The organism is Campylobacter sp. BCW_6464 (assembly GCF_001762775.1).
Taxonomy (GTDB): Bacteria; Campylobacterota; Campylobacteria; order Campylobacterales; family Campylobacteraceae; genus Campylobacter_D; species Campylobacter_D jejuni.
In genome coordinates, this window is record NZ_MJXM01000080.1 from 68,480 (window position 1) to 89,449 (window position 20,970).

20 protein-coding genes, 1 tRNA gene and 3 pseudogenes are annotated in these 20,970 nt (G+C 29.7%); 17 read left to right on the plus strand and 7 right to left on the minus strand.

The window, feature by feature from the left end; all coding sequences use genetic code 11:
• Nucleotides 1–18 precede the first annotated feature (18 nt).
• From AJ885_RS08990 to AJ885_RS11000, 3 genes and pseudogenes are all read left to right on the plus strand, one after another.
• Nucleotides 19–618: a bacteriohemerythrin gene (locus AJ885_RS08990; protein ID WP_002861919.1), complete on the plus strand. Its 600-nt coding sequence runs from the start codon at nt 19–21 to the stop codon at nt 616–618.
• A gap of 10 nt (nt 619–628) precedes the next feature.
• Nucleotides 629–868, plus strand: a pseudogene (locus AJ885_RS10780) (ribbon-helix-helix domain-containing protein); the annotation flags it as partial.
• A 45-nt stretch (nt 869–913) separates the two neighbouring features.
• A pseudogene (locus AJ885_RS11000) lies at nt 914–1,000 on the plus strand (CopG family transcriptional regulator); the annotation flags it as partial.
• Nucleotides 1,001–1,087: 87 nt separating this feature from the next.
• Here AJ885_RS11000 and AJ885_RS09000 read toward each other — a convergent pair.
• From AJ885_RS09000 to htrA, 4 genes are all read right to left on the minus strand, one after another.
• Nucleotides 1,088–1,162 (minus strand) — tRNA-Asn (locus AJ885_RS09000).
• Between the two features lie 91 nt (nt 1,163–1,253).
• On the minus strand, nt 1,254–2,501 hold the full coding sequence (locus tag AJ885_RS09005; RefSeq protein WP_070281132.1) for an ArsS family sensor histidine kinase: 1,248 nt from the start codon (nt 2,499–2,501) through the stop codon (nt 1,254–1,256).
• Nucleotides 2,498–3,172 carry a response regulator transcription factor gene (locus tag AJ885_RS09010; protein WP_002777451.1) on the minus strand — a complete coding sequence of 225 codons (675 nt, stop codon included), beginning with the start codon at nt 3,170–3,172 and terminating at the stop codon, nt 2,498–2,500. The genes AJ885_RS09005 and AJ885_RS09010 overlap by 4 nt, the downstream gene beginning before the upstream one ends.
• A gap of 75 nt (nt 3,173–3,247) precedes the next feature.
• Entirely contained in the window at nt 3,248–4,666 is a 1,419-nt protein-coding gene (gene htrA / locus AJ885_RS09015; protein WP_070210306.1) for a serine protease HtrA, read from the minus strand.
• A 199-nt stretch (nt 4,667–4,865) separates the two neighbouring features.
• Here htrA and AJ885_RS09020 point away from each other — a divergent pair, with 199 nt between their 5' ends.
• The 8 genes from AJ885_RS09020 to AJ885_RS09055 are packed head-to-tail and all read left to right on the plus strand — an operon-like array spanning nt 4,866 to nt 12,554.
• Nucleotides 4,866–5,759 carry a DnaJ C-terminal domain-containing protein gene (locus AJ885_RS09020; RefSeq protein WP_070210307.1) on the plus strand — a complete coding sequence of 298 codons (894 nt, stop codon included), beginning with the start codon at nt 4,866–4,868 and terminating at the stop codon, nt 5,757–5,759.
• A gap of 15 nt (nt 5,760–5,774) precedes the next feature.
• Complete coding sequence (gene hspR, locus AJ885_RS09025; protein ID WP_002861924.1) at nt 5,775–6,149, plus strand: heat shock transcriptional regulator HspR; 375 nt, start codon at nt 5,775–5,777, stop codon at nt 6,147–6,149.
• A 6-nt stretch (nt 6,150–6,155) separates the two neighbouring features.
• A complete protein-coding gene (locus tag AJ885_RS09030; protein ID WP_070244153.1) occupies nt 6,156–7,781 on the plus strand; it encodes a cation:proton antiporter in 1,626 nt (541 codons plus the stop codon).
• A gap of 9 nt (nt 7,782–7,790) precedes the next feature.
• Nucleotides 7,791–8,126 (plus strand): hypothetical protein, encoded by a 336-nt coding sequence (locus tag AJ885_RS09035; protein WP_070210309.1) that lies wholly within the window; start codon nt 7,791–7,793, stop codon nt 8,124–8,126.
• Nucleotides 8,119–8,739: an HAD family hydrolase gene (locus tag AJ885_RS09040; RefSeq protein ID WP_044779052.1), complete on the plus strand. Its 621-nt coding sequence runs from the start codon at nt 8,119–8,121 to the stop codon at nt 8,737–8,739. Before AJ885_RS09035 ends, AJ885_RS09040 begins: the two co-directional genes overlap by 8 nt.
• Nucleotides 8,740–8,794: 55 nt before the next feature.
• Nucleotides 8,795–10,789: a glycine--tRNA ligase subunit beta gene (gene glyS / locus AJ885_RS09045; protein WP_070210310.1), complete on the plus strand. Its 1,995-nt coding sequence runs from the start codon at nt 8,795–8,797 to the stop codon at nt 10,787–10,789.
• On the plus strand, nt 10,786–11,607 hold the full coding sequence (locus AJ885_RS09050) for a M23 family metallopeptidase (protein ID WP_070281134.1): 822 nt from the start codon (nt 10,786–10,788) through the stop codon (nt 11,605–11,607). The genes glyS and AJ885_RS09050 overlap by 4 nt, the downstream gene beginning before the upstream one ends.
• Nucleotides 11,604–12,554 carry an SAM-dependent methyltransferase gene (locus AJ885_RS09055; protein ID WP_070281136.1) on the plus strand — a complete coding sequence of 317 codons (951 nt, stop codon included), beginning with the start codon at nt 11,604–11,606 and terminating at the stop codon, nt 12,552–12,554. Before AJ885_RS09050 ends, AJ885_RS09055 begins: the two co-directional genes overlap by 4 nt.
• Here the strand turns inward: AJ885_RS09055 and AJ885_RS09060 are convergent.
• Nucleotides 12,527–13,525, minus strand: a complete 999-nt coding sequence (locus tag AJ885_RS09060; protein ID WP_070281137.1) for an exopolyphosphatase — start codon at nt 13,523–13,525, stop codon at nt 12,527–12,529. The two genes, AJ885_RS09055 and AJ885_RS09060, sit on opposite strands and share 28 nt — an antisense overlap.
• Nucleotides 13,526–13,580: 55 nt before the next feature.
• On the opposite strand from AJ885_RS09060, the gene AJ885_RS09065 reads away from it, so the two are divergent.
• Together AJ885_RS09065 and pdxA are read left to right on the plus strand one after the other, a co-directional pair.
• Complete coding sequence (locus tag AJ885_RS09065; RefSeq protein WP_070210314.1) at nt 13,581–14,354, plus strand: pyridoxine 5'-phosphate synthase; 774 nt, start codon at nt 13,581–13,583, stop codon at nt 14,352–14,354.
• Nucleotides 14,351–15,445 carry a 4-hydroxythreonine-4-phosphate dehydrogenase gene (gene pdxA, locus AJ885_RS09070; protein WP_070210315.1) on the plus strand — a complete coding sequence of 365 codons (1,095 nt, stop codon included), beginning with the start codon at nt 14,351–14,353 and terminating at the stop codon, nt 15,443–15,445. Before AJ885_RS09065 ends, pdxA begins: the two co-directional genes overlap by 4 nt.
• On the opposite strand, the pseudogene AJ885_RS09075 reads toward pdxA, so the two are convergent.
• Nucleotides 15,435–16,036: pseudogene (locus tag AJ885_RS09075) on the minus strand (hypothetical protein). The gene pdxA and the pseudogene AJ885_RS09075 sit on opposite strands and share 11 nt — an antisense overlap.
• Nucleotides 16,037–16,099: 63 nt before the next feature.
• Between AJ885_RS09075 and AJ885_RS09080 the strand changes: the two are divergent.
• The 4 genes from AJ885_RS09080 to AJ885_RS09095 all read left to right on the plus strand — a co-directional run bounded on the left by AJ885_RS09080 (nt 16,100) and on the right by AJ885_RS09095 (nt 19,776).
• Nucleotides 16,100–17,299, plus strand: coding sequence for an MFS transporter (locus AJ885_RS09080; protein WP_070210316.1), 1,200 nt, complete (start codon nt 16,100–16,102; stop codon nt 17,297–17,299).
• A 55-nt stretch (nt 17,300–17,354) separates the two neighbouring features.
• Entirely contained in the window at nt 17,355–17,675 is a 321-nt protein-coding gene (gene ciaC / locus AJ885_RS09085) for an invasion antigen CiaC (protein ID WP_052857453.1), read from the plus strand.
• Nucleotides 17,676–17,854: 179 nt separating this feature from the next.
• Nucleotides 17,855–18,877 (plus strand): uroporphyrinogen decarboxylase, encoded by a 1,023-nt coding sequence (gene hemE / locus AJ885_RS09090; protein WP_053872398.1) that lies wholly within the window; start codon nt 17,855–17,857, stop codon nt 18,875–18,877.
• On the plus strand, nt 18,874–19,776 hold the full coding sequence (locus AJ885_RS09095; RefSeq protein WP_070281140.1) for a radical SAM protein: 903 nt from the start codon (nt 18,874–18,876) through the stop codon (nt 19,774–19,776). The genes hemE and AJ885_RS09095 overlap by 4 nt, the downstream gene beginning before the upstream one ends.
• Here the strand turns inward: AJ885_RS09095 and AJ885_RS09100 are convergent.
• Nucleotides 19,773–20,969 carry a hypothetical protein gene (locus AJ885_RS09100; RefSeq protein ID WP_070281142.1) on the minus strand — a complete coding sequence of 399 codons (1,197 nt, stop codon included), beginning with the start codon at nt 20,967–20,969 and terminating at the stop codon, nt 19,773–19,775. The two genes, AJ885_RS09095 and AJ885_RS09100, sit on opposite strands and share 4 nt — an antisense overlap.
• Nucleotide 20,970: the final 1 nt, after the last annotated feature.

Here is a 20,970-nt window from a genome sequence, read left to right on the forward strand (position 1 = left end):
TTTCCTTAAGGAGTTAAAATGCTTCCAAAATGGGATAATAGCTATAGTGTGCACAATGCTAAAATTGACGAGCAACATAAAAAGCTTTTTGAACTTGCTGCAAAAGTTGAAGTTGTATCAGATAGATCTGTAAGTAAAAATGAAGTCAAAGAACTTTTGGCTGAATTTTTTAATTATATGAAAGATCACTTTAATGATGAAGAAAAATACATGCAGCTAATAGGCTATCCAAATTTAGAAGAACATCGAAAAATACATAAAGAAATCATCCAAACCATGATTAATTTAATCAAAGATATCAAATCAACCAATGATCTTAAAGAAAAACTTTATATAGTGGCTAAAAAGTGGCTTTTAGAACACATACTATACGAAGACATGAAAGTTGAAAAATGGAGAAGTTCTTCTTTATCTACAGATGATGGCAGTGATATTAGCTTTGAAGCAGCAGAAGATGAAGATAATGAGCATCCACAATTTTATCTTTATATCTGTAATTGTCCTGGTAAAATTCACGATGTTCCTTATAACATTCATCAAAAAATAGAACTACAAGGTCACAAATTTACCTGCAAAACTTGTAAGCAAATTATAAAATTTTACAAAAAACATTCTTAAGGAGGATAAAATGAAACACAATGTAAAAACTTATTCTTTTAGAATGCCTTTAGAGCTTAAGGAGCGTTTGGATAATTTAAGTAAAAATCTTTCTAAGCCAAAATCAGCTATAATAAAAGAAGCTATAGAAGCTTATCTTAATGAAGTTGAAGATTTTTCTTTTGCTGTTAATGCCCTAGAAGAACTTAAAGATGGGGATTATCAAAAGGCAAGTAAAAAAATAGATAAAATTGTCAAAAATCTTCAAGAAAATTCTAATGATAACGAACTTGGTGATTTTGATTTTGCTATTGAAGCTTTAGAAGAACTTAAAGATGGGGATTATCAAAAGGCAAGTAAAAAAATAGATAAAATTGTCAAAAATCTTAAACAAACAAAATAAAAACTTTATCACAATTTTTTGTGATAAAGACTTATTAATTTTTTATGTTAAAATACATTTACGAATATTAAAAATGGAGTTAAAAAGTGGCTCCGGATGTAGGATTCGAACCTACGACCAATCGGTTAACAGCCGACTACTCTACCGCTGAGCTAATCCGGAATATTTAAAAGTAAAATGTAATTATAGTGAAATTAAAAAACTTTGTCAAGGGTTTTTACACAAAAATGCATTTTTTATGCAAAAAACTAATTTACTCCTTAACAATAACACTTTTTAAATTTCTAAAATAAAACAAATTTACCCCATCTTCATATAAATAATCAAGCTTCATTCCATGTGTTTCTAAAATAGTATTTACAATATAAAGCCCTAATCCAAAACTTGATTTTTGTTTTGATCCTTGAGTAAAAGCTTGAGTATAATATTCTAAAGTATTGTTAAGCTCAGGACCACGATTTTTAAAACAAATATAATCGTCTATAATATCAATTTGCACAAACCCATCTTCAGAATGTTTAATACCATTATCTATCATATTTTTAATCGCTGTAGTAAAAAGTTTAAAATCCACATTTACAAAAAAACTTTCTTCCATAAAAATACGTATATTGCTATCATCTCGCATTGCAATTTCTTTGGCTTCATCTAAAACATCTAAAATATTGTATTTTTTTCTATTTATAAAAGCAGCCCCTGAAGTAATTTGCTCAATAGCAGCAAATTCATTAATTAAAATTTCAAGTCTAGTAAAAACCCCATTTAAGCGCTCTTTATATTTATTATCTTCTATCATTTCTAACGTTAAGAGCCCTTTAGTAATAGGAGTTTTGAGTTCATGCATAATATTTCTTAAAAAAAACTGACGAGATTGGTTTAGCTTTCGAATTTGAACAATGGCTTGATAAAAAGCTTCACTTACTTGTGAAATTTCATCCACCCCAGTGCTTACATCTTCTATATCACTAAGCTTTCCTTGGGCAAATTTATCAATTTGTTTTTTAAGTCTTTTGAGTGGTTTTAATTTTTTAAATATATAAATATAAAGCAATACAAGAATACAAATCATAGCTACAGCTATAGCTTTGATAATAAAATACCTATAGGTTTGATAATCTTGATCCTTATAAAGATAAACCTTTCCATCATAAATAATATTTAAATACACCTGTCTATTATAAGAAATAATCTCGATTAAGCCATTATTAACCTCAACCCTAGCTAAAACATCACCTCTAAAAAGAATTTTACGGACCTGCTTTGCTTCTGTTATCTCATCCATTTTATTATAATTTTTTGTCTGCTCTTCAAATTCTTTTTCGCTGATAACTCCTGCAAAATTTAAGAGCCTTGCATTAGCTATTAAAGAATATTTTGTATTTAATTCTCTAGTATAATTTTGCTGATCGTATTCTATAAGCCACAAAAAACCTAGTATAACACTAACCCCAGCAAAAATAAAAATAAAAGTTATAGTATAAAAAATCGAAGATTTATTCATTGAGTAAGCTTATAACCTATTCCACGTATAGAGTGAATATATTTTGGAGTTTTTGGATCATCTCCCATCTTTTGACGAATTCTACTAATAATAACGTCTATACTTTTATTGCTAGAATCCTCACTAATAGAAGAACAATTATAAACAAGCTCTTCACGACTTACCACTCCACCCTCTTTTTTAATCAAATAGCTTAGAATATCAAATTCAGCATTAGTTAAAGTAAGCTCTTGTCCTTTCATGGTAATAATATGCTTATATTGATCATAAACAAGATCTTTTACACTTTTTGCTATGGCGCTTTTTGTATTTGAAATACGTCTTAAATGACTTTTAATACGTGCTTGTAATTCTTTTGGATTATAAGGTTTTGGTAGATAATCATCTGCTCCAAGCTCTAAAGCATTAACCTTATCTGTAATATCATGTCTTGCACTTGAAATAATAATAGGTGTATCATACTTTTTACGAATCTCTTCACACACTTCGAGCCCATCAAGCCCTGGCAAAGAAAGGTCTAAAATGATAAGCTGATATTCTTTTAATGCAAGCTTAGAAAGACCTATATAAGGCTCATGAGCTATATCAACTTTCATATCAAATTTTTCCAAATATTCAGCTGTAATTTCTGCTAATTCTAAATCGTCTTCTATCATAAGAATATTTGTCATAGTTTTCCTTTATTTTAAACTTAATTTTAATTTTAAACTAAAATTTATAACGAAAGGAAAATCCTTCCGTTATTTTTATTTAAGCACAAGCAAAGTCGCAAAACCATTGCGATATACCCAAACTTTGGTAAATTCTTTTTTATTAACTTGTTTTAAAGCTTGTTCTAAATCTTTTAAATTTTTAATTTCACTTTGTCCAACACCTATGATAATATCACCCTCTTGGAAACCAGATTTTTTTCCCTTGCTCTTTTCTTTAACACTATCAACCAAAACACCATTAACATCTTTTGGAATTTGCAAACGATCCTTAAGTCTTGGATCTAAATTTCTCAAACTCAAACCATCAATCAGATCGCTTTGTACGCCTTTAGGATTTTCTTTTTCACCTTTAAGAGTAAAACTTGCTTGCTTATTTTCTCCATCTCTTTCGTAACTTAATGAAATTTTTTGACCAATCTCTAAAGTTCCTATATAATTTTTAAGATCAATAGGACTTTTTATAATCTTATCATTAACTTTAGTAACTAAATCTCCACGCTTAAGCCCTGCTTCATCAGCACTTGAACCTTTTTGAACATCAGTGATTAAAGCTCCTTCTTGATTTTTGTAAGCTTTTTTAGTATCACCTTGCAAAGCTGAAATAGTCACACCTAAAAATCCTCTATCGATCTTGCCTTTTTCAATAAGTTTTTTAGCTATATCTTTAACCATATTTGAAGGTATAGCAAAACCTATGCCATTATTTCCACCGCCACGAGAAAGAATAGCTGAATTAATACCTACTAAATATCCACGACTATCCACCAAAGCTCCACCTGAATTTCCTGGGTTGATAGAAGCATCTGTTTGTATAAAATTTTCATATTGATTTAAACCTATATTGTCTTTATTTAAAGCAGATATTATCCCACTTGTAACACTAAAACCGACTCCAAAAGGATTTCCAAGTGCAAAAACAACATCTCCTTCCATTAAATCATCAGAATTTGTGAAAGTAATAGCTGAAAGATTATTAGCCTCTATTTTTATAACAGCCAAATCTGTTTTTGGATCTTTACCTATAAGTTTTGCTTTATATTCTGTATCACTTCCTGGTAAATTCACTGTAATCGTATCAGCATCATCTACAACGTGATTATTTGTTACTATATAACCATCTTTTGAAATAATCACCCCTGATCCCAAAGAACTCACTACTTCTTTATCATTTTTTCCTTTTCTTTGAGGAAAATCAAAATCAAAAAATTGTTTAAAATAAGGATCATTAAAAAAATCATCCAAAGGACTTGGACGATTCGCTCTTGTAATAGTTTTTGAGGTAGAAATATTAACCACTGATTTTTTTGCATCTTTAATAGAATCATGATAAGAAAGCACTACATTTCCAGCAGCAGGATTTACACGATTAGCCGTTGTAGTTGATTCGTTAAAATTAATACTTGCGGCAAATAAAGCACTCGCTAAACTTAATGATAAAAAAATCTTTTTCATTTCATTTCCTTTTGTTCTTAAAGATAAATTATCTCGTAAAATATTTTACTGTCTTCATAGTATAAAACCGAAAATTTACAAAATTGTAAATAAAACCTTGAGTGATAAAAATTTATAAAACTTGATTGACTTAGGCTAAAGTTTATGTTATAATTTAATCCTTTATATAATCAAGTAAAAATTTTTAAGGAAATATAACATGAATAGTTTATACGAAACTCTTGGAGTTAGCAAAAACGCTAGTGCAGATGAAATAAAAAAAGCTTACCGTCGCCTAGCTAGAAAATACCATCCTGATATCAACAAAGAAAAAGGTGCGGAAGAAAAATTTAAAGAAATTAATGCTGCTTATGAAATTTTAAGTGACGAAAAAAAACGAGCTCAGTATGACCAATACGGCGATTCTATGTTTGGTGGACAAAGTTTTCATGATTTTTCAAGAAATACTGGTGGGGTAAATTTAGACGATATTTTAAAAGATCTCTTTGGAGGAGGCTTTGGTGGACGCTCAAGAGGGGGTTTTAACGGCTTTTCTTCAAAAGGCTTTAGCAGTGGTTTTGGAGGATTTGGAGGTTTTGAAGAAGAAAATTTAGACAGCAATCTAGAGCTTCACATTCCTTTTGAAAAAGCTGTTAAAGGCGGGGAACATAGTTTTAATTTTCAAGGCGAAACCATTAAATTTAAAATTCCACACGGTATAAAAGAAGGCGAGAAACTAAGAATTCGCTCTAAAGGAAAACAAAGCAGAAATGGAGCTAGAGGCGATTTAATCATTATTGTAAAAATAGAAGAAAGTCCTATTTACACAAGAGAAGATGATGATTTATATCAAAAGGTTGATATTTCTTTAAAAACTGCACTTTTTGGTGGAAAAATAAATATAAAAACACTCAAAGAAGGCAAGGAAGAAGCAACAATTAACATAACACCTAATTCAAAAAATAGCCAAAAAATTCGTTTAAAAGGTTATGGGGTGCAAAATAGAAAAAGTGATATTTATGGGGATATGTATTTGATTTTAAATGTTGTTTTGCCAAATTTAGATGCTCTTGATGAAAAATTTATAGAACTCTTAAAAGAAAAATTACCTTAAAGAAAGGAATAAAATATGGAACACCATTATGATGAACCTGTATATTTAATCAGTGTTGTGGCTAAAGTTTTAAGCATACATCCACAAACCTTAAGGCAATACGAAAGAGAAGGATTGATAGAGCCAAGTAGAACCGATGGCAAAATAAGACTTTATTCTCAAAGGGATATTGACCGTATTAAACTTATATTGCGTTTAACAAGAGACATGGGAATCAATCTTGCTGGAGTAGATGTTATCTTAAAATTAAAAAACCAACTTCACGAATTTGAAAATTTAATTGATGAACTACGCTTAGAATTAAGTAAACAACAAGATAAAGAAGCGGCTAGTAAAGCCGTTGTCAAGCATAAAAATAGCTTTGACTTGATTTTTTATGAGAAAAAATAAAAAATAATGGATAATTTTTTAGAAATTTTTTTAATCACCGTTGCTATAGCTATAGTTTTAAATGTCATATTTAAAAAATTTGAAATTCCAACTATCATTGGATATATAGCTGCCGGAGAAATCATTTCTGAAATTTATCATTTAAGTGGCAAAGGCGAAATCACCCATATAGCCGAATTTGGTATAGTGTTTTTAATGTTTACCATAGGGCTTGAATTTTCTTTTAAGCATTTAATGGCAATGAAACAAGAAGTTTTTTTAAACGGCTCTTTGCAGATGCTTACTTGTGGCTTTGTTTTTATGCTACTTGCTATAGGAATTTTGGGACTTGGAGATAAAAGCGCTACCATAGCAGGCTTTGCACTAGCACTTTCTTCAACCGCAGTGGTGCTTAAAATTTTAAATGATAATGGTGATATAAATGAGCAATATGGTAGAAAAGCATTGGGAATTTTGCTTTTTCAAGATATAGCCGTTATTCCTTTGCTTTTGCTTGTAGATATTTTTTCATCCAACAATCAAAACATAGAAAAACTCCTTTTTACCACTTTAATTTCAGCACTTATTTTAATCACTTTATTATTTTTCATAGGTAAATATCTAGTGGATAGAATTTTTAGACTCATTATCCACACTTCTTCTCAAGAAATTTTTATTAGTACTGTTTTATTTATGGTTATTGGAGCAAGTTTTTTAGCAAATTATTTTGGATTTTCTTATTCTTTGGGTGCTTTTATAGCAGGTGCTTTGATAGCAGAAACAAAATATAAACACAAAATAGAAGCGGACTTAATCCCATTTAGAGATTTGCTTTTAGGGCTTTTTTTCATAACTGTAGGCATGCAAATTCAACTTGATGTAGTGGCGCAAAATTGGTTTTTAATCATAGTTTTAACCCTTCTTGTAATGGCTTTAAAATTTGGCATAGTTTTTGGCTTTTTGTTTCTTTACACCAAAAAAAGAGTAGCGCTTAAAACAGCTTTTGCCATAGCGCAAATTGGCGAATTTGCCCTAGCAATTTTTTCTCTTTTGCAAGCAAAAAACATGCTTGATATCAAAACTTCACAAATTTTAATTGTTGTTTCTATTTTAACCATGATTATCACGCCTTTTATTTTAAACAATATAAGAAAAATTACCAATGTTGTAGAAGATATAGCACTTAATACCAACACTGTGCAAAATATTGACAGCAATATCAAGCTTAAAAATCATCTTGTTGTTTTTGGCTACGGACGTTTAGGTCAAGAAGTTGTACAAAAAATCAAAAACACAGGCGTACCTTACCTTGTTTTAGAAAGTGATTTAAATTTAGTAGAACTTGGAGTTAGTCGGGGTGAAAATGTCGTTTTTGCCAATGCTGCTCAAGAAGAAACCTTAAAAATTGCCAATATAGAAGAATGTGCAGTAGCTATTATCACAGTTACAAATGAAGCTAAACTTGAAATTTTATGTCAAGTGCTAGCTAATTATCCAAAACCTATAGATACTATCATTCATGTAAATGGAACTTTGAAAAAGATGCTTTTTTCTAGCATAGATGAAAATATACGCATCATTCGCTCTGAAAAAGTAATCGCTAGAAATTTAGTTCAAGAAGCACTAGAATGCCGCATTCATAAAAATACCTAAGGAAGAATTTTGACAAAAAACGAAGAAAAAGCCTTACGCGTAAAATACCTAAGAAATCTTGAAAAATTTTTCAATGGCGCTATATCTGCACTTAAAAAAGAAGATTTTGATAAAACTAAATTTGAAGAAAGAATGTTAAAAAATGCTAAATTTTTTGAAAAAAATCCCACGGTAAATCTTAACTCAACCTATGCAAAAAATCTTGAATTTTTTGTCAATGCTTGTTTAGATTTTTCCAAAGAAAAAAGCGAACTTTTAAATCTTGCCAATGCTTTAGATAAGCAAAAAAAACAAGGTGAGAAAAAAGAAAAACATAAAAATTATTTAAAGGATTATTATGATTAATGTATTTTTTGATATGGATGGAACTTTAATCGATAGCGCAAATGCCATTTCTTGTGCAGTCAATGAAATAAGACAGGATTTAAACCTAGCCCCACTTTCAAGAGAAATCATTATGCAAACCATCAATACTCCTAATATTGACTGGGCAAAAGAACTTTATAATATAGAAAATTTCCATCATTCTAGCTTTAAAGAAGGCTATGAAAAATATTTTGTCAAACACTATGAACAAAGCGTGGTGCTTTTTGAAGGAGTGAAGGAACTTTTAGAATTTTTAAAAAGCAAAAATTGTTTTTTAGCTATTGCCACTAACGCCCCTCAAAGCTCACTTTCAAGCATACTTAAAAAACACGATATCATTCCTTATTTTGATAAAATTTTAGGCATAAGTTTAGGCATAGAACCCAAACCTCATCCTATGATGCTAGAGCTTTTAAAAAGCGAGGCTCCACATAAAACAAGCGTTTTTATAGGAGATAGTCAAAAAGATAAAGAATGTGCTAAAAATGCCAATTTGCCTTATTTTCATGCCAAATGGTATCAAAAAGATTTAAAAGAAAATGAATTTAGCAACGCTAGTGAACTTAAAGGCTTTTTGCAAAAGTATTTATAAGTTTTTTAATGAAATTTTAGTTAAAATTAGAAACAAATTTTAAAAAGAGTAAATTATGAGTGAATTATTAATAGAAATTGGCACAGAAGAATTACCTGCTATTCCTTTGTTAAAAGAATTAGCTAATATAGAAAAAAAATGGAAAAATGTTTTAGAAGAATATCGCTTGGTAAGTGATTTTAAATTTTATTATACTCCGCGTCGTTTAGTTTTTTTTCATGAAAATTTTGCAGACAAACAAGAAGATAGTTTTGCTGAATTTATAGGAGCACCTAAAAATGTTGCTTATAAAGATGGAGTTTTAACTCCTGCGGGACAAAGCTTCCTGCAAAAAGCAGGGATCAGTGAAAATGAACTCGCTTTTAAAGAAATCAAAGGTAAGGAAGTTTTATATCATCAAAAAGCTATCAAAGGTTTACAAAGTCAAGAAATTTTAGGAGAAATGGTAGAAAAATTTCTAAAAAGTCTTAGTTTTGGCAAAAGTATGCGTTGGGGTGCAAATTCTTTTGAATTCATTCGTGCGATCCGTTCTATAGCTTGCATTTTAAATGATGAACTTGTTGATTTTCAAAGTTATGGGGTAAAAAGTGCTAAAAAAACTTTCATTCACAGAAGTGTAAGTTATGATTTGAAAGATTTTAACAATGCAAAAGAATATTTTGAACTACTAGAAAAAAACTATATCATCCTTGATCCAATCAAAAGAAAAGAAAAAATACTTGAACAATTTAAACTCATAGAAAGTCAAAAAAATATACAAATTGGAGAAGATGAGGAGCTTTTAGCTGAAGTAGTTGCTATCACAGAATATCCTAATGCACTTTTAGGAAGCTTTGAAGAAGAATTTTTAGAAATTCCTAGCGAAGTCATCATCACTTCAATGAGAGAAAATCAACGCTATTTTGCGGTTTTTAACGACAAAGGCTTAAGTAATCATTTTATAGTAGTAAGCAATGCAGTATGTAAGGATTATTCAAAAATCATACATGGAAATGAAAGAGTTTTGCGTGCAAGACTTAGCGATGCAATGTTTTTTTATCAAAATGATTTACAAAATGGTTTGCAACCTGAAAAACTTGCCAAAATGACTTATCTTGAAGGTTTAGGCACAATGCAAGATAAAAGTTTAAGAGAGATTAAAATTGCTGAAATTTTATGTCAAATGCTTCATAATGATAAAATCGAAAATATCAGCACAGCACTAAAATACGCCAAAGCAGACTTAGCCACACAAATGGTTTATGAATTTACTGATTTGCAAGGCATTATGGGAAGTTATTATACGCAAAAAATGGGATTAGATTATGAAATTTGCTTAGCCATCAAAGAACAATATCTTCCTAATTCTGAACAAGCTCCACTTCCAAGCACAGAATTTTCAAGCATAGTAGCCCTTGCAAACAAGCTTGATACCCTTATAGGACTTTTTAGCATAGGAAAAATTCCAAGCGGAACAAAGGATCCTTATGCCTTAAGAAGAGCAGCCAATGGGATCATTAAAATCGCTCTAAATTTAAATAAAGAATTTGATATCCAAATTTTATTAGAAAAACTTTCAAGTCATTATAAAAGCTTTGATATGCAAATTTTAAAAGATTTTATTTTTGAAAGACTTTATACTTTTTATACAGTCAATGCTTCTTTTGTAAAAGCAGTTTTAAGCTCACAAAATACAGATCTTATCCATATCAATCAAAGCGTAAATGCTCTTATAAAACTTAGCAAAAAAGACAATTTTAATGAAAATTTTGTAACCTTTAAAAGACTAGCCAATATCGCCACTAAAAATCCTCATAAAGTTGATGAAAGTCTTTTTGTTCAAGAAGCAGAAAGCAAACTTTACAAAGCTTTTCAAGAAAAAACTAAAGCCAACTCTTTACAAGAAAAACTTGAAAATCTTTTTACACTTAAGCCTTTTATTGATGAGTTTTTTAATCAAGTGATGATTAATGCTGAAGATGAAAAACTTAAAAATAATCGCCAAGCTTTGGTTTGTGAAATTTATGCGGAGTTTTTAAAAATCGCCGATCTTAAAGAGTTAAGCCTATGAAAGCCTTATGGCTTTTTTTAAGCTTTACTCTTTGGCTTTTTGGAGCTCAAAATTTAGAACTCATCAAAGGTCAAGCTTTATTTTTGGAACTAGATAAGAAAGATTTTTTATCTTTGAAAAATAATGATAAAAATATTCCCACCTTTGCACATCCTAAAAATCAAGAAAAAATTCTAGCTATTTTTTCCTTACCTTACAAAAATCCCCCGAAAAATACAAAACTTATCGCATTTTATAAAAATAAAAAAGAAGAAATTTTCATAAAAACTTTAGAAGGTAATTATAAAAGTGAAAAATTGCAAGTTGAAAACAAAAAGATTTTTCCGCCAAAAACCGTACAAGAACGCATCGCTAAAGAATTAAAAGAAGCCAATGCGATTTATAGCTCTTATACTCCAAAAGCTTTATTTAACGGTGCTTTTAATATACCTTTAAAATCTTTTATCACAAGTGATTTTGGCAAAGCAAGAACTTTTAATGAAAAAGTAGCAAGTTATCACAGTGGAACAGACTTTAGAGCTGCCACAGGAACACCTATTTATGCAGCCAATTCAGGCATAGTAAAAATTGCAAAAGATCGTTATTTTGCAGGAAATTCAGTAGTCATTGATCATGGTTTTGGAATTTATTCACAATACTATCATCTTTCTAAAATCGATGTTAAAGTAGGACAAAAGATAAAAAAAGGTGAGCTTATAGGACTTAGCGGGGCTACAGGTAGGGTAAGTGGACCGCATTTGCATTTTGGAATTTTAGCTGGAGGCAAACAAGTCGATCCTTTGGATTTTGTCTCCAAATTTAATGCTATTTTTCAATGAAATTTAGTGACTTTTTCCATGCTTGGCTCCATAAGAGCTATTATAAAAATGCTGTAAGTATAGGAAAAAACGGAGATTTTTTTACTGCTGTGAGCGTAGGAAATCTTTTTGGCACACTTTTAGCCAAGCATTTTTTAAATTTAATAGATAAAAAAATTTTACAACCCCCTTTAGAACTTGTAGAAATAGGCGCTAATGAAGGCTATTTAAGTCGTGATTTTTTAGCCGCTTTGCTTGAATTAAGACCTGAAATTTTTTCTCAAATTTCTTTTTTCATCATAGAACCGCATGAAAAATTAAAAAATTTACAGAAAAAGACCTTAGAAGGAGTGGAATTTACTCACAAAAATAGCCTTAAAGAATGCCATTTTAAGAACGCTTTTTTCTTTTGCAATGAACTTTTTGATAGTTTTACTTGCGAACTTATAAATCATGATAAAATGGCATTTGTAGAAAATTTTAAACTTATTTTTAAAAATATGGATGAAAATTTAATCACAAAATGCAAAGCTTTAAATTTTACAAAAGGCGAACTCAGCTTAGAACTTGAAAATTTTTTTAAAGATTTAGATCAAGCTTGCGATAGATTTGTATTTGCAGGATTTGACTATGGAACTTTTAATATACAAAATTTTAGCTTAAGAATCTATCAAAAGCACGAAGTTTTTAGCCCTTTTGAAGTATCTTTAAAAGATTTTTTCGGCAAAAGCGATCTAACTTATAATGTTAATTTTACCCATCTTCAAAAACTCATCAAAGCATATGATTTTAAACCTTTAAATTTTAAAAAACAAAGTCTTGCTTTAATGGATTTTGGTTTTGAAGATTTATTAGAGTACACAAAAAATAAAAACATTAAAACTTACGAAAGTTTTTTATCTCAAGCTAAAATTTTATTTTTTAATTTTGATGAAAAATTTCATTTTTTCGAATTCCAAAAAAATTGAAATTTGATATTTTTCATACTCGCCAAACAAACTCCCTCCCTTAAACCCTCATCAATGACTAGAAGTTTATGTTTATCAAACAAAGCATAAAACAGCAAACAACCTGCACTCAAATAATTTTTTCTCATCATGCCTACTTCTTTTATGGCCTTTTTTTCTTCCATATGAAAAAGTTTAATAGCATAATTTAAAAAATCCTTATGGCAAAGTTTTTTACCATTTACTCTACTTGCTTCATACTTTTCATAGCTTATATTTTGTTTTAATGCACCAAGTGTAGTAGGAACTCCGGAATTTAAAACCACCGTTTTAACCCCTAAAGAACGAAGTTCCTTTTTAATCATAACCACCTCATCAAAAGCCCTAAAAGCTAGATGCTTTAAATAGGGATTTGCAATTAAAAAATGAATTTTAAGTTTTTTATCTTTAATATTGATGATAAATTTAGGATATTTTTTTATCAATTTTTTATAAGAAATACAAGATTTACAATAAGAATAGCGATTTTTTTCATAAAAACTAATAATACCAAAATCAAAACTTTTAAAACTTTTTCTAAAAGAAAGCTCACAAGAAGCCCCTCCTAAATCACAATACGCAAACTCTCCCCAAATTTTAAGCCTTCTTAAACCTGATTGCATGCCTAAAACACTGATCTTAGCTTCACTTTTAGCATCTATAAGCTTAAAATCAATCCCAAATTCTTCTTTTAAATAGGCAAAAATTTCATTTGTATTGCTTGCTTTTCTAAAAGCTGCAGTCGCCACAGCTCTTGCTTTGCTTAAATCTTGCTCTTTAGCTAAAATACTCAAAGCATTTTTTAATCTTTGTATGGCTTCTTTAGAAATTTCTCCACTTTGATTTAAATTTTTCGCTGCTCCAATAACAAATTCATATTCTTTTAATTTATTTAATTTTTCATCCATTTGCACTGCTCTTAAAGTATTTGAACCAAGATCTATACCTAACATGACTTTCCTTGTTTGATTTTATAGTATAATAGCAAAAAAGTTCTAAAGGAAAAATATGCTTTTAGGTGTAAATATCGATCATATCGCAGTGTTAAGACAAGCTAGAATGGTAAATGATCCTGATCTTTTAGAGGCTGCTTTTATAGCAGCTAAACACGGAGATCAAATCACTTTGCATGTAAGAGAAGATCGCCGTCATGCTCAGGATTTTGACTTGGAAAATATCATAAAATTTTGCAAAAGCCCTATCAATTTAGAATGTGCTTTAAATGATGAAATTTTAAATTTAGCTCTTAAACTCAAACCCCACCGCGTTACTTTAGTACCTGAAAAAAGAGAAGAGCTTACTACAGAAGGGGGACTTTGTTTAAATCATGCTAAATTAAAACAAAGCATAGAAAAACTTCAAAGTGCAAACATTGAAGTTTCACTTTTTATTAATCCTAGTTTAGAAGATATAGAAAAATCAAAAATTTTAAAAGCCCAATTCATAGAGCTTCATACAGGACATTATGCGAATTTACACAACGCACTTTTTAGCAATATCTCTCATACTGCTTTTGCCTTAAAAGAACTTGGTCAAGATAAAAAAACCCTGCAAGCTCAATTTGAAAAAGAATTGCAAAATTTAAAACTCTGTGCTAAAAAGGGCGTAGAACTTGGCTTAAAAGTAGCCGGAGGACATGGTTTAAATTACAAAAATGTAAAACCCGTAGTAAAAATTAAAGAAATTTGCGAGCTAAATATAGGACAAAGCATTGTAGCAAGATCTGTATTTACAGGACTTCAAAACGCTATTTTAGAAATGAAAGAACTTATTAAAAGATGAAAAAACTAGCCATTAGCATAGGCGATATAAACGGCATAGGACTTGAAATTTTAGTGCGTTCTCATGAAGAACTAAGCAAAATCTGCACACCTTTTTATTTTATCCACGAAAGCTTGCTTGATAAAGCTTTAAAACTTTTAAATTTAAAACCTTTTAATGTAAAAATCGTAGCTTTTAAAGATGACAAAGACTATGAGTTTAATTTTATAAAAAAAGAAAATTCTCTTGAAATTTACTCTTTTTGCCTTCCTTTAGGCTTTAAAGTAGATGAAAATTTTGAAATCAAAGCCGGAGAAATAGATGCAAAAAGTGGACTTTATGGTTTTTTAAGCTTTAAGGCGGCAAGTTATTTTGTCTATGAAAAACACGCCCATGCCTTGCTTACTCTACCTATACACAAAAAAGCTTGGGAAGACGCAGGACTTAAATACAAAGGACATACCGATGCTTTAAGGGATTTTTTTAAAAAAAATGCCATTATGATGCTAGGTTGTAAAGAGCTGTTTGTAGGACTTTTTAGCGAACATGTACCTTTAGCTAAGGTGAGTAAAAAAATCACTTTTAAAAATTTAAGCATCTTTTTAAAAGATTTTTACAAAGAAACGCATTTTAAAAAAATAGGACTTTTAGGTTTTAATCCTCACGCTGGAGATTATGGAGTCATAGGCGGAGAAGAAGAAAAGATCATGGAAAAAGCTATAGCCTTTGTTAATGCCTTTTTACACTCTAAAAAAGATGAAAAATTTTTCAAAAAAGCCTTAAAAGATGAAAATTTACAAAAAGAATTGCTTTTAAGTTTTAAAGACAAGGGTGTTTATCTACCCTATCCTTTAGTAGCTGACACAGCTTTTACCAAGGCTGGTTTAAAAAACTGCAATCGTTTAGTGGCTATGTATCACGATCTTGCCCTTGCTCCTTTAAAGGCCTTGTATTTTGATAAAAGCATCAATGTGAGTTTAAATTTACCCATCATACGCGTTAGCGTTGATCATGGCACGGCCTTTGATAAAGCCTATAAAAATGCTAAAATCAACACTAAAAGTTATTTTGAAGCGGCTAAATTCGCAATTAATTTAAACCCTAAAGCTTAAATTTAGCCCTAGAATCAATCAAATCTTCTTTAGCCAAGCTGTCTATAAAATCTTGCAAATCTTTATTGGTATTTAAACTTTGAGTGAGTAAATTTTCATATTTATCAACTTTATTTTTAAAAATTTGCTTAAAACTTCTTTGATCTTTTTATCTTTATTTGCTCTTTGCATAAGCTCTAATAAAGCCTTAATATAAGCTTCTTGCATCCAATCACTTGCATTAAGTAAAAGTAAAATAGGATTTTCCCCTGCTTTTGTATTTTGCATATTTTTTATACAAATTTTTCTTTCTTTAATCATCTTTTTTGAAATAGCTTTAAAATCTTTTTTCGTCTTTTTATCTGCTTTTTTTGAAATATTTTGATACAAACTACTATAGATGTTATCTACTAAAGCAAGTTTTTTATTCTCAAATTCATTACGCACACCAATTTCATTACATATCATAAGCTCATCATCACTTTTACCATCATCTTTGATTTTAGAGCAATCAAAACTAGGTTTTACTTCATCTTTATAAATAAGCTCATCAAAACTCAAAGCCCCTAAACTCACCAAACTTAAACCAAGCAATAAAATAATTTTTTTCATTATTTACCTTTAAAAATTTTTATTTTATTATAATGCGTTTTTATTTTTTATAAGGAACTTAAAATGCAAAATTACAAAAAAGCTCTTTTTGCACTAGCTCTTAGTGCTTTTTGTATGGGGGTAACCGAATTTGTTATGGCAGGAGTTTTGGTTGATGTTGAAACGTATTTTAGCGTAGATGCAAAAACCGCAGGATATCTTACAACCTTATATGCTATAGGTGTTGTTATAGGCGCTCCTCTTATTACCATACCTTTAAGTCGTTTTCATAGACATACACAACTTTTAATCAATCTTGGAATTTTTGCTCTAGCAAATTTCATTATCTTTTTTAGCCAAAATTTCCATCTTACAGCATTTGCACGTTTTATAGCAGGAACACAACATGGAGTATTTTTTGTCATTGCTACCTTAGCTGTAAGTGCTATAACTCCAGATGATAAAAAATCAAGCGCTCTGGCTATAATGGTCACAGGACTTACTGTAGCCTTGGTTACTGGAGTGCCGCTTGGAACTTTCATAGGGCATTATTTTGGCTTTAAATTTATCTTTTTACTTATTTTTATCATTACAAGCTTAGCATTTTTTGGAGTATGGCATATGATGCCCAAAAATTTACATCCTAGCCCAACAAGTCTTAAAAATTTAATCCCTGCTTTTTCACATCAAAATTTGTTAAAAACTTATACTATAACCATTTGTAGTTGTGGGGCTCAATTTGTTCTTTATACTTATTTGCAAAAATTACTTGTAGAAATAAGCGGTTTTAGAGTCCAAGATACAGCTTACATCTTGCTTTTATATGGAATTTGCGCAATTTGTGGGAATTTATGGGGCGGAAAAATAGTAGATAAAAAAGGTGCTATTTTTTCTTTACGTCTTATTTTAAGCATACAAGTTCTAGTATTTTTAAGCGTATTTCTCACCATGCATTCTAAAATTTTAATCATTTTTAGCGTAGCCTTGATAGGATTTTTTGCCTTTTCAACCATACCTGCGTTAAAAATGCTTAGCATTGCTAAAGCTAAACGCCATACTTATAAAGTCATAGATAGTACAGTAAGTGTGAATGAAGCAGCTTTTAATGTAGGCATAGCCTTAGCAAGTTTTTTAGGTGGGATTGTTTTAGCAGGATTGGGTATAGAATTTAATGCTTTATTTTCGGCACTTTTTGTAAGCCCTGCTTTGATTTTTGCCTTACTTTTTGCCAAAGATAAATTAAATTATAAAAAATTTCAAAGAAAAAGTTTAAAAAAGATATAAATTGGAATAAAAATTGCTTGTTTGTTTAATGTAAAGTTAAATAAAGGAGGAGAAAATGGTAGTAGATATCACTCAAAAAACATCAAATGCTATCTTTAGCACCACAACTAAAGTTAAAGAGAAAAATACTTCGGCAGATGAATTTCAAGCCACATTAAATGAAGTAAAAAACAAAGAAGAAAAGGAAGAGAAAAAAACAAACTCAAGCAAATTTACTAATGAAGACATTGATCTTGGTGCTGTTAGAGAAGATTTTAGATCTTATGCTTGGCAAAAAATGAGAGAAGATCAATACAAAAAAAATGAGGAGACTTTGCTAAATAAGCTTTTTGCTACAATTGACGCAGGAAATGCCACAAACAATACAAAGGCTTAATATACAAATCAAAACTCAAACTACACAAACGAGAATTCCAATAATTCTCGTAAATTTTCTAATAACTCCAGATAAAATGAAAAAATTTATTATTTCCTCCATATGAAGAAAATATAGAAAAATTGACCAATTTAATTTATCAATTTCTGTTATAATTTTGCCAAAAACAAAGGAAAATAATGATTTTTATTGATGCTTGCTTTAAAAAACCTACACCCTATACCCCTATTTGGATGATGCGTCAAGCAGGAAGATATTTGCCAGAATATATGGAAGTAAGAAAACAAGCGGGCGATTTTCTCTCTTTGTGTAAAGACTATAAAAAAGCTTCTGAAGTTTCTTTACAGCCTATTGATATTTTAGATGTAGATGCAGCAATCATTTTTTCAGATATCTTAGTTGTTCCTCTCGAAATGGGCATGAATTTACGCTTTGAAAAAGGAGAAGGGCCTATTTTTGATAATCCTATTTCAACCCTAGAAGACTTAGAAAAACTTGACGATCAAAATGCGCATAAAAAATTAAATTATGTCTATGATGCCTTAAAGCTTACTAGAGAAAAATTATCTCAAAACAAGGCTTTAATAGGATTTTGCGGAAGCCCTTGGACTATAGCTACCTATATGATAGAAGGAAGTGGAAGTAAAAATTATGCAAAGTGTAAAAAAATGCTTTATCAAAACCCAGAACTTTTACATAAAATTCTAAACAAACTAACTCAAGTTTTAAAACTTTATTTAGAAGAGCAAATTAAAGCAGGTGCTAATGCTATACAAATTTTTGATAGCTGGGCAAGTGCTTTAGAATACGATAAGTTTTTTGAATTCTCTTTTAATTATATGCTTGAAATTTCAAATTTTATTAAAAGCAAATACTCAAATATACCTGTAATTTTATTCCCTAAAGGCATTAGCGGTTATTTGGATAGAATCGATGGTAATTTTGATGTTTTTGGGGTTGATTGGAGCACTCCGCTTGATTTAGCACGTGATAAACTATCACACAAATACACTCTTCAAGGCAACATGGAGCCTTGCAGACTTTATGATAAAAATGCCATCAAAGAAGGAGTGGAAAAAATACTAAAAACCATGCAAAATAAAGCTCATATTTTCAACTTAGGACATGGGATCTTGCCTGATATTCCTGTTGAAAATGCAAAATATTTTATCAAGCTTGTACAAGAAAGTTCAGCTAAATGAAAATACTCTTTGGTCCTGTTAGCTCAAGGCGTTTTGGAAGATCTTTGGGTATAGATTTAAGCCCTAGTAAAAAACAATGCAATTTTGATTGTGTTTATTGTGAGCTTGATCCAAAAAAAGCCCAAGAAAAACAGGATGAAATTATCAGCATAGATAAAATTATCTCCGAAGTTAAAGTTGTGCTTGAAAAAAATGTTGAATTTGATTTTCTTACCCTTACTGCCAACGGAGAGCCTAGTCTTTATCCTTATTTAAATGAGCTTATTTTATCTTTACGCAGCATTGCTAAAGATAAAAAATTGCTTATTTTAAGCAATGGCACAGCTGTATTAGATGAAGGCAAATTTAATGCTTTACTAAAACTAGATATGGTCAAATTTAGCCTAGATAGTGCAGTTGCTAAAACTTTTTATCGTATTGATAGAGCTTTAAAAAACATTGACTTAGAAAAAATGATAGAAAAAATGGCAGATTTTAGAGCTAGGTTTAATGGAGATTTGATTATGGAAATTCTAGTTGTTAAAGATCTTAATGACAACGAAGAAGAATTTAAAGCGCTCAATCAAGCTTTAAAAAAAATCATACCTTTAAGAGTTGATCTAAGTACCATAGATAGACCTCCTGCTTATGCCGTTAAAAAAGTAAGCGAAGAAAAACTTTTAGAACTTTCCAAACTTATAGATTCTACTCCTGTACTCTTAGCCAAAAGGCATTATGAAGGTGAAAAACTAAGCTTCAATGAAGAAGAATTATTAAAAATACTTCATTTACGCTCACAAAGCGAAATAGACATAGAAGCGAAATTTGATGAACAATCCAAAACTCTCTTAAATCAACTTATCAAAGAAAAAAAGGTAAAAATTCTCGATTTAGCTGGAGTTAAATTTTATAAAGTTTAGACCTTTGGTAAATACTTTCTAAGTAAAGTTATAAGATCATTTCTACTTACATCACTTAAAACTTCACTCACACAATCAAAATCCCTAACTTTTTCCTTTGAAAAAAAGATGATATGGCTTTGTGGATGCTGTTTTTTATAAGCACTTAGCAAATTTCTCATTTGCTCAAGATCAAATTTAATTAATTCATAATCAAGCAAAATCAAACGATAAGTCTCCTTGCTTAATTCTTGTTTTAATTGACTAAAAGAATTTATACATATATTTTTATCGCATTGTTTTTCTATTATATTAAAAAATAAGGTTGCATCAAAATCATTTTGTTTAAAAAGCAATACATTATTTTGATAAGGGGTTTTAAATTTTAAAGTGCAAACCTTATCAAGCTTGTTTTGCAAAATATTTTCAAGATCTTTTTTTTCAAAAGGTAAAGTTAAAAAATACTCATAATGTGTATTTTTATGGCGACCCATCACTATAAAATCATAGTTTTTCTTTACATTTTCATTTAAAATTTTATCCTTGATAAAAATCAAATGAAAGTCATTAACATCAAAACTTAAATTTTTAAAACAAGTGCTTTCTATGCCAAAATACGAAAGTAAATTTGCAAGTAAAAAATTCTCAAGCTTATCATTATTAACTATAGCCACACTTGCTTCAAACTGCAAAACCTTTCCGTGAGATGTCCCTATAATGCTTTTATGATGCTCTAAAGCCTCATTTAATTCTAATCTAATTTGATCTTTTTGAGAATTTAAGGCATTTAAAATCAAAGAATTAATTTCTTTATTATACCCTTCATTTAAGCAACGCATTGCATTGGATATATTTCCAAGCTGATATAAATTTTCCTCCAATAAATGCAAACATCTATCTTTTTCATGGGATATTTTAGTTAAATTTTGACCCGTAGTTTCAAATTTTTCCTTTAACAAATCAAGCGCACTATCAACATCAATCTTTTTTTGAAAATTTAAAAAATCATTTTGCATGCAAAAAATTTTTTGATATATTTTGTTTATATTTCTATTTTGTCTAAAAGCAAAAATAAAAAGTGTTAAAGATAAAACAAAAATGCTAGAAAACATACCTATTTTCAGTTGTTCAGCAACACTATCAAGCTTTAAGATATCAATACTTAAATACGCTAAAATTAGATTAAAAATAAAAATTATCCCTGCTAATATCAAA

Bases quoted from the DNA above. Each gene is read 5' to 3' on its own strand.
- AJ885_RS08990 (WP_002861919.1), top strand. From the start codon at position 19: ATGCTTCCAAAATGGGATAATAGCTATAGTGTGCACAATGCTAAAATT.
- AJ885_RS09005 (WP_070281132.1), bottom strand. From the start codon at position 2,501: ATGAATAAATCTTCGATTTTTTATACTATAACTTTTATTTTTATTTTT.
- AJ885_RS09010 (WP_002777451.1), bottom strand. From the start codon at position 3,172: ATGACAAATATTCTTATGATAGAAGACGATTTAGAATTAGCAGAAATT.
- htrA (WP_070210306.1), bottom strand. From the start codon at position 4,666: ATGAAAAAGATTTTTTTATCATTAAGTTTAGCGAGTGCTTTATTTGCC.
- AJ885_RS09020 (WP_070210307.1), top strand. From the start codon at position 4,866: ATGAATAGTTTATACGAAACTCTTGGAGTTAGCAAAAACGCTAGTGCA.
- hspR (WP_002861924.1), top strand. From the start codon at position 5,775: ATGGAACACCATTATGATGAACCTGTATATTTAATCAGTGTTGTGGCT.
- AJ885_RS09030 (WP_070244153.1), top strand. From the start codon at position 6,156: ATGGATAATTTTTTAGAAATTTTTTTAATCACCGTTGCTATAGCTATA.
- AJ885_RS09040 (WP_044779052.1), top strand. From the start codon at position 8,119: ATGATTAATGTATTTTTTGATATGGATGGAACTTTAATCGATAGCGCA.
- glyS (WP_070210310.1), top strand. From the start codon at position 8,795: ATGAGTGAATTATTAATAGAAATTGGCACAGAAGAATTACCTGCTATT.
- AJ885_RS09050 (WP_070281134.1), top strand. From the start codon at position 10,786: ATGAAAGCCTTATGGCTTTTTTTAAGCTTTACTCTTTGGCTTTTTGGA.
- AJ885_RS09055 (WP_070281136.1), top strand. From the start codon at position 11,604: ATGAAATTTAGTGACTTTTTCCATGCTTGGCTCCATAAGAGCTATTAT.
- AJ885_RS09060 (WP_070281137.1), bottom strand. From the start codon at position 13,525: ATGTTAGGTATAGATCTTGGTTCAAATACTTTAAGAGCAGTGCAAATG.
- AJ885_RS09065 (WP_070210314.1), top strand. From the start codon at position 13,581: ATGCTTTTAGGTGTAAATATCGATCATATCGCAGTGTTAAGACAAGCT.
- pdxA (WP_070210315.1), top strand. From the start codon at position 14,351: ATGAAAAAACTAGCCATTAGCATAGGCGATATAAACGGCATAGGACTT.
- AJ885_RS09080 (WP_070210316.1), top strand. From the start codon at position 16,100: ATGCAAAATTACAAAAAAGCTCTTTTTGCACTAGCTCTTAGTGCTTTT.
- ciaC (WP_052857453.1), top strand. From the start codon at position 17,355: ATGGTAGTAGATATCACTCAAAAAACATCAAATGCTATCTTTAGCACC.
- hemE (WP_053872398.1), top strand. From the start codon at position 17,855: ATGATTTTTATTGATGCTTGCTTTAAAAAACCTACACCCTATACCCCT.
- AJ885_RS09095 (WP_070281140.1), top strand. From the start codon at position 18,874: ATGAAAATACTCTTTGGTCCTGTTAGCTCAAGGCGTTTTGGAAGATCT.